The organism is Burkholderia sp. Tr-20355 (assembly GCF_017104685.1).
Classification (GTDB): domain Bacteria; phylum Pseudomonadota; class Gammaproteobacteria; order Burkholderiales; family Burkholderiaceae; genus Burkholderia; species Burkholderia seminalis.
The window spans coordinates 45,356-51,904 of sequence record NZ_JAAGPK010000043.1 but is presented as its reverse complement, the minus strand read 5'-3'; the positions used below and the strand labels follow the sequence as shown (position 1 = coordinate 51,904).

Annotated in this window: 5 protein-coding genes; 3 read left to right on the top strand and 2 right to left on the bottom strand. The window is 68.6% G+C overall.

From position 1 onward, the window contains the following. Positions 1-25: 25 nt before the first annotated feature. A complete protein-coding gene (locus tag G3N62_RS14305; protein WP_124670247.1) occupies positions 26-1,864 on the bottom strand; it encodes a phosphodiesterase in 1,839 nt (612 codons plus the stop codon). Between the two features lie 185 nt (positions 1,865-2,049). Continuing rightward, a complete protein-coding gene (locus G3N62_RS14300; protein ID WP_034189127.1) occupies positions 2,050-3,081 on the bottom strand; it encodes a bile acid:sodium symporter family protein in 1,032 nt (343 codons plus the stop codon). A gap of 346 nt (positions 3,082-3,427) precedes the next feature. Here G3N62_RS14300 and G3N62_RS14295 point away from each other — a divergent pair, with 346 nt between their 5' ends. From G3N62_RS14295 to G3N62_RS14285, 3 genes are all read left to right on the top strand, one after another. Further along, on the top strand, positions 3,428-3,922 hold the full coding sequence (locus tag G3N62_RS14295) for a hypothetical protein (RefSeq protein WP_034189128.1): 495 nt from the start codon (positions 3,428-3,430) through the stop codon (positions 3,920-3,922). 345 nt (positions 3,923-4,267) lie between these two features. Further along, complete coding sequence (locus G3N62_RS14290; RefSeq protein ID WP_034189129.1) at positions 4,268-5,344, top strand: porin; 1,077 nt, start codon at positions 4,268-4,270, stop codon at positions 5,342-5,344. A gap of 184 nt (positions 5,345-5,528) precedes the next feature. Then, positions 5,529-6,491: a LysR family transcriptional regulator gene (locus G3N62_RS14285; protein ID WP_059558877.1), complete on the top strand. Its 963-nt coding sequence runs from the start codon at positions 5,529-5,531 to the stop codon at positions 6,489-6,491. Positions 6,492-6,549 lie beyond the last annotated feature (58 nt).

Here is a 6,549-nt window from a genome sequence, read left to right as displayed (position 1 = left end):
GCCATCGCGGCGAACCGCGTGCCGCTCAGCCTGCCGCCGCGGCCGGCGGTTCGCCGCGATGGCGCAGCGCGGCGCGGCCCGCGTCGAGATCGACGACCGCCAGCCCGTCCGGCTGCTGTTTCGCGCGCCGCTTCGCGAGCGCCGCGACCGATGCGATCTCGTCGCTGCCGTACCGTTTGGCGCCATGCGCGCCGGCCGGTACGCCGACCGCGCCGATCGCCATCGTCACGAAGCCGAAGAACGCCGGGTTGCCGTGGCGGTCCTCGCCGTGCAGCCCGCCCGCCTGCCGGTCGGCCTGCGTGTAGAAGAGCCGCGCGCCGTCGTTGAAGCGCGCGATCGCGTCGGCCGCGCGTTCGCGCCAGTCGTCGCGCTGGAACAGCACGAGGAAATCGTCGCCGCCGACGTGGCCCAGAAAGTCGCGCTGCGGATCGCACACGCCGGCCAGCACCGTCGCGGCGAACTTCAGCACCTCGTCGCCCTGCCAGTAGCCGTACTGGTCGTTGAACGGCTTGAACTGGTTCAGGTCGACGTAGCACGCGTGAAAGCCGGCGTCGCGCTGCAGCAGGCGGTCGATGTGCGCGCTGATCGGGATGTTGCCGGGCAGGAATGTCAGCGGATTCGCGTAGCGCGCGGCCTCGATGCGCATCTCGGTCACCGCGCGCACCAGGCTCTCGCCGGTGCCGAGCCCGACGTAGCGGCCGTGTTCGGTGATCACGAAGCCGTCCGCGAGATAGCGCTGGTCGTGGCTCGCGAGCAGACTTGCGAGCTGCTCGAACGTCGTTGCGTTGTCGATCATCAACGGCGCGTCGTTCGCGAACTGCAGGCACGGCTTCTTCCCGAACACCTCGCGGTGATACGGCAACGCGAAGCGGTCGATGAAGCCGCGGCGATTCACGAGCGCGACGGGCCGCCCGCGTTCGACGAGCGCGACCGCGTGCAGGTCGGGCATCCGGTTGAACAGCTCGAGCACGTCGTTGCTGGTCGCGTCGCGCGGCAGCGCCGGCGCGGGCACCAGCATCTTCCCGGCGATCGTGCCGGCCGGCCGCACCGAGCGCGTCGCGCCGGGAAACACCGCGATGTGCGGCGCGCGGATCGCGTCGCGCGCGGCCGGCGCGACGACGCGCGACGGCCGCGCGTTCGGCCGGCCGAGCAGGAAGCCCTGCACGCAGCAGATCCCCATGTCGCGCACGACGATCAGGTCGCATTCGTTCTCGATGCCTTCCGCGATCAGTTGCGCGCCGCTCGCCTGCGCGAAGTGCTGCATCGCCTTCACGGCCTCGAACTTGAGCGGGTCGCGCGCGATGTCGTGGATGAAGAAGCGGTCGATCTTCACGACGTCCGGCTGCAGGCGCAGCCACAGGTTCATGCTCGCGTTCGCGGTGCCGTAGTCGTCGAGCGCGAACTGGACGCCGGCGTCGCGCAGCGACGCGACCGCCGGCCCGATGTGCGCGACATCGGGCATCGCATTCTGCTCGGTCAGCTCGATCACGATGCGCTCGGCGCCGACCCGCGCGCGGCCGAGGAACTGCCGTGCGCGCTCGCGTTTGCTGGCGAGCGCGAGGATCGTCCCGGCGCTGAAATTGAGGAACAGCTTGCCGTCGCAGCCGAGCGCCGCGAACGCGTCGAGGCAGGTGAGCGCGGCGGCCTGCTCGAGCGCGATGGTCTCGCCTTCGCGCGCGGCCTGTGCGAACAGCGCGGCGGGCGGTTCGAGGTCCGTGCCGCGCGGGCCGCGGATCAGTCCTTCGTAACCGACGACCATCCCCGACCGGAGGTCGACGATCGGCTGGAAGACGGCCGCGAGCGCGCGATCCGCGATCAGGCGCGTGGTGCGGGCGGCAGCGGAGTCGGTGGGGAGCGCGGGCATGGGCGAGGGCAGCCGAATCGACGGGACGTCCGGCTTAACGGCAGCGCTCGCGCGGAATTGAATGAAGATTTCGTGACACGATGGGCGCCGATGGCGCATCGCGCCGCACGCGTGTCGGTGCACGCCCGGAAGGCCGGCAGGAGAAGGGGCGGCGGCCTTCCGGCGGCCGTCCTGCCTTCCCCGCGTCAGCGCTTGCCCGCGCTCAGCGCGCCGGACGCGGACGTCGCGTCGCCCTCGTCGTGCTCGCCGCTCATGTCGCGCGCGCCCCAGCGCTGCGCGAGCGCCGCGCACGCCATCAGCTGGATCTGGTGGAACAGCATCAGCGGCAGCACGACCGCGCCGACCGCGTTCGCCGAGAAGATCACCTTCGCCATCGGCACGCCGGCCGCGAGGCTCTTCTTCGATCCGCAGAAGATGATCGTGATCTGGTCGGCGCGGTTGAAGCCGAGCCGCTTGCTGACGAACGCGGTCAGCAGCAGCGCGATCGCGAGCAGCACGAGGTTGACGACGAGCAGGCCGCCGAGCGCGCGCGGCGGGATCTGGTGCCACAGGCCCTCGTTGACGGCCTCGCTGAACGCGACGTAGACGACCAGCAGGATCGAGCCCTGGTCGACGAAGCGCAGCACGCCGCGGTTGCGGTCGATCCAGCCGCCGATCACGGGGCGCAGCAACTGACCGGCGATGAACGGCACGAGCAGCTGCATCACGATGCTGCCGACGGTGCTCCACGGCGACGCGGCGCCGGCCGACTGCGACGTGATCATCAGCCCGACGAGCGCCGGCGTGACGAAGATCCCGAGCAGGCTCGACGCGGATGCCGCGCACACGGCGGCCGGCACGTTGCCCTTCGCGATCGACGTGAACGCGATCGACGACTGGACCGTCGACGGCAGCGTGCACAGGAACAGCACGCCCGCATACAGCGTCGGCGTGACGAGCGGCTGCAGCACGGGTTTCAGCGCGAGGCCGAGCAGCGGGAACAGCGCGAACGTGCTGAGCAGCACGACCGCGTGCAGCCGCCAGTGGGTCGCGCCCGCGACGACGGCTTCGCGCGACAGCTTCGCGCCGTGCAGGAAGAACAGCAGGCCGACGGCGATGTTGGTCGCCCAGTTGAACGCGTGGGCGGCCGGGCCGCGGCAGGGCAGCAGGCTCGCGAGCACGACGGTGCCGACGAGCGCGAGCGTGAAGTTGTCGGGAAGAAAACGGGGACGGGCCATCGGGAACTCGATTCGGAAACGACGGAGGCGCGCGTCGCGCGCGCGGATGGCGTCATTGTCCCGGTTGACGATTCACTACACAAATTCATTGTGGGAATCGATTGATGAACTGATTGCATGTAACGGCGGCTGTCGCAGCGGCCCGGCGACACGCGGGATGGCAGAAGAATGTTCTGTCGCGATCGCGCCCTGAAGTGAAAAAACCTAGCAGTAACATGGTGTTACACCGGTGCCCGCGACATAACACTTTTTGGCTCGACACAGTTTCGGGCCGCTCATAAATTACTGCTGAAAGCCTTGGGTCGGCCGAAAGGAGCCGGCGGCGGGCGTGGACGGGCACTGAACGATGACGGAACGGGTGAAACGGAAGATCGGACGATGGGTGGCAGGCGTGCTCGGCACGTTGCTGATGCCGCTCGCGCTCGCGCAACCGCCCCACGGCGGTCATGGGTTCGGCGGCCACGGCTTCGGTGGCGGCGACATGCGCGCGTACGGTCAGCCGAATGGCGGCGGGCCCGGCGGCGTGCCGGTCTGGCGCCGCGTTCCGCCGCCCGGCGGGATGCGCCCCGGCGGCGTGAGCGGCTCCGGCTCCCGCTGGGGGCTGCGGCCGACGCCGTCGTACGGCCACTACGCCGCGCAAAGCCCGTATCGCCCGATCAGCGCCGAGGCGCGCCAGATGCCGCGCCCGCCGGGCGGCGGCAACGTGCCGCTGCGTGCCGGGTCGATCCGCGCCGACGTTGCGCGCTACAACGAGGAGCGCGGCGGCCGTCCGATGCCGCCGCCCCGCTCGCAGGAAGAACCTTCGCACTCGCCGTTTTTCTCCCCGTTCTACCGAAACTGAGCGCCCCGGCATTCGCCCCCCCGCCGGCTGATGCGAATTCGCCACAGTCGCGCGCAGATTTCCGCTGATTTTCCCGTCGCATTGCGCTATCTTTCGCGCCCGGCACGCGTATGCCACGCCGCCGCTGCGCCGCGCGACCGCGTTCGCGCCGGGCCGCCGCCGTGCATCCGGCCATGTATCGATCCCGCGAAGTTAATGCCGCCGCTATACCCGCAATAAGTGTGCGCAATTTTGACCGGACGAATGATCCGTAAAGATGGCTGCGCCCCATACGACGCAAGCACTCGGCTCCAAAAAACAACGCTCGCGCCACTTATCGACTATTCGACAAAACCTGGAGATCCCATGAAAGGATTCGCTCGCCGTGCCTCGCGCACGTCCGTCAAGCTGATCGCCGCAGCCGCCTGCGTGGCGGCCGCCGCACCCGTCCACGCGCAATCGAGCGTCTCGCTCTACGGCCAGGTCGACGAATGGGTCGGCGCGACCAAGTTCCCGGGCAGCGATCGCGCATGGAACGTGTCGGGCGGCGGGATGTCGACGTCGTACTGGGGCCTGCACGGCGCCGAGGATCTGGGCAGCGGCTACAAGGCGATCTTCACGCTGGAAAGCTTCTTCCGTGCGCAGAACGGCCAGTACGGCCGCTTCCAGGGCGACACGTTCTTCGCGCGCAACGCGTACGTCGGCATCAGCTCGCCGTACGGCACGGTGACGGCCGGCCGCCTGACGACGCACCTGTTCCTGTCGACGATCCTGTTCAACCCGTTCTACGACTCGTACACCTTCTCGCCGATGGTGTATCACGTGTTCCTCGGCCTCGGCACGTTCCCGACCTATCCGAGCGACCAGGGCGCGGTCGGCGATTCGGGCTGGAACAACGCGCTGTCGTACACGTCGCCTTCGTTCGGCGGCCTGAACTTCGGCGCGATGTACGCGCTCGGCAACCAGGCCGGCGACAACCGTTCGAAGAAGTGGAGCGCGCAGTTCAACTACGCGAACGGCCCGTTCGCGGCGACCGCGATGTATCAGTACGTGAACTTCAACAACGGCCCGCAGGATCTGAGCGCGCTCGTCGCCGGCATGAAGAGTCAGGGGATCGCGCTGGTCGGCGCGACCTACGACCTGAAGCTCGTGAAGCTGTTCGGCCAGTACATGTATACGAAGAACGACCAGGTCGCGGGAAGCTGGCACGTGAACACCGCGCAGGGCGGCGTGTCCGTGCCGCTCGGCGTGGGCAACGCGATGGCGTCGTACGCGTACTCGCGCGACGCGGGCGGCCTCGACCAGACGCGCCAGACCTGGGCCGTCGGCTACGACTATCCGCTGTCCAAGCGCACGGACGTCTACGCGGCCTACATGAACGACCACATCAGCGGCCTGTCGACCGGCAACACGTTCGGTGCCGGTATCCGCGCGAAGTTCTGACGCGCACGCGCGAACGGTGCGCGGGCCGCGCGTGTAAATCGCGCGTTCCGGCTGCATGTTTTCCCGCCAGAAACGGCGCCGCCACACGCGGCGCCGTTTTGCCTTTCTTGACCTTTCTGTTTCCTCGCCTTTGTTACCCTATCTCGTAATTGGACCATTCCCCCCGTCATTACGAGCTAGTTCGATGGATACCCTCGTCAGCATGAATGTGTTTCGCTACGTCGTCGAAGTGGGCAGCTTCGTCGGCGCGGCCGAGCGCATGCAGATGTCGGCTGCGATGGCGAGCAAGCACGTGATGCATCTCGAGCAGCAGCTCGGCGCGCGCCTGCTGCATCGCACGACACGACGCGTCGCGCCTACCGAGGCGGGACGCGAATACTACGAGCGCCTCGTGCAGGCGTTGTCCGAACTCGACGAAGCCGGGCAGGCCGTCGGCGCCGCGAGCGTGGTGCCGCAGGGCAGGCTGCGCGTGACGTCGCTGTCCGCGTTCGGGCTGCGGCACGTGATGCAGGCCGTCACCGATTACGCGGGCCGCTTCCCGGACGTGACCGTCGACATGACGCTGTCCGATCGCGTGGTCGACCTGATCGAGGAAGGCTACGACGTCGCGGTGCGCGCGGCGCCGAACGGCCTGAAATCGTCGTCGCTGGTCGCGCGGCAGATCGCGACTGCGCACATCCTGCTGGTCGCGTCGCCCGAGTATCTCGAGAAGCACGGCACGCCGCAGACGATCGCCGATCTCGCGCACCACAACTACCTGCGGCGCGATTCGAATTCGACGATGCTCGATTCGCTGGTGATCGACGCGGCCGCCGCGTCGCGCGTGAACCTGAACGGCAACCTGATCGTGAATCATCTCGAAGGGCTGCGCGCAGCCGTGCTCGCCGGCGCGGGCATCGCGCTGCTCGGCACCGAGGTGGTCGGCGACGACATCGAGTCGGGCCGGCTCGTGCCGGTGCTGCTCGATTCGGTGCCGCCGCACGAAGCGCCGATCTATGCGGTGTACGCGAGCCGTCGTCACGTGTCCGCGAAGGTGCGCTCGTTCGTCGATTTCCTCGCGGCGCGTTTCGAAGGGCAGTCGCTGTGCCCGTCGATCGAATCGCGCCTGCGCGTGCTGCCGATCACGCGGATGAAGCGGGTGGTCTGAGCCGCGGATTCCGCCGCGGCGGGGCAACAAAAAAAAGCGCGAACCGCAGCGGTTCGCG

Bases quoted from the DNA above. Each gene is read 5' to 3' on its own strand.
- G3N62_RS14295 (WP_034189128.1), top strand. From the start codon at position 3,428: ATGACGGAACGGGTGAAACGGAAGATCGGACGATGGGTGGCAGGCGTG.
- G3N62_RS14305 (WP_124670247.1), bottom strand. From the start codon at position 1,864: ATGCCCGCGCTCCCCACCGACTCCGCTGCCGCCCGCACCACGCGCCTG.
- G3N62_RS14290 (WP_034189129.1), top strand. From the start codon at position 4,268: ATGAAAGGATTCGCTCGCCGTGCCTCGCGCACGTCCGTCAAGCTGATC.
- G3N62_RS14285 (WP_059558877.1), top strand. From the start codon at position 5,529: ATGGATACCCTCGTCAGCATGAATGTGTTTCGCTACGTCGTCGAAGTG.
- G3N62_RS14300 (WP_034189127.1), bottom strand. From the start codon at position 3,081: ATGGCCCGTCCCCGTTTTCTTCCCGACAACTTCACGCTCGCGCTCGTC.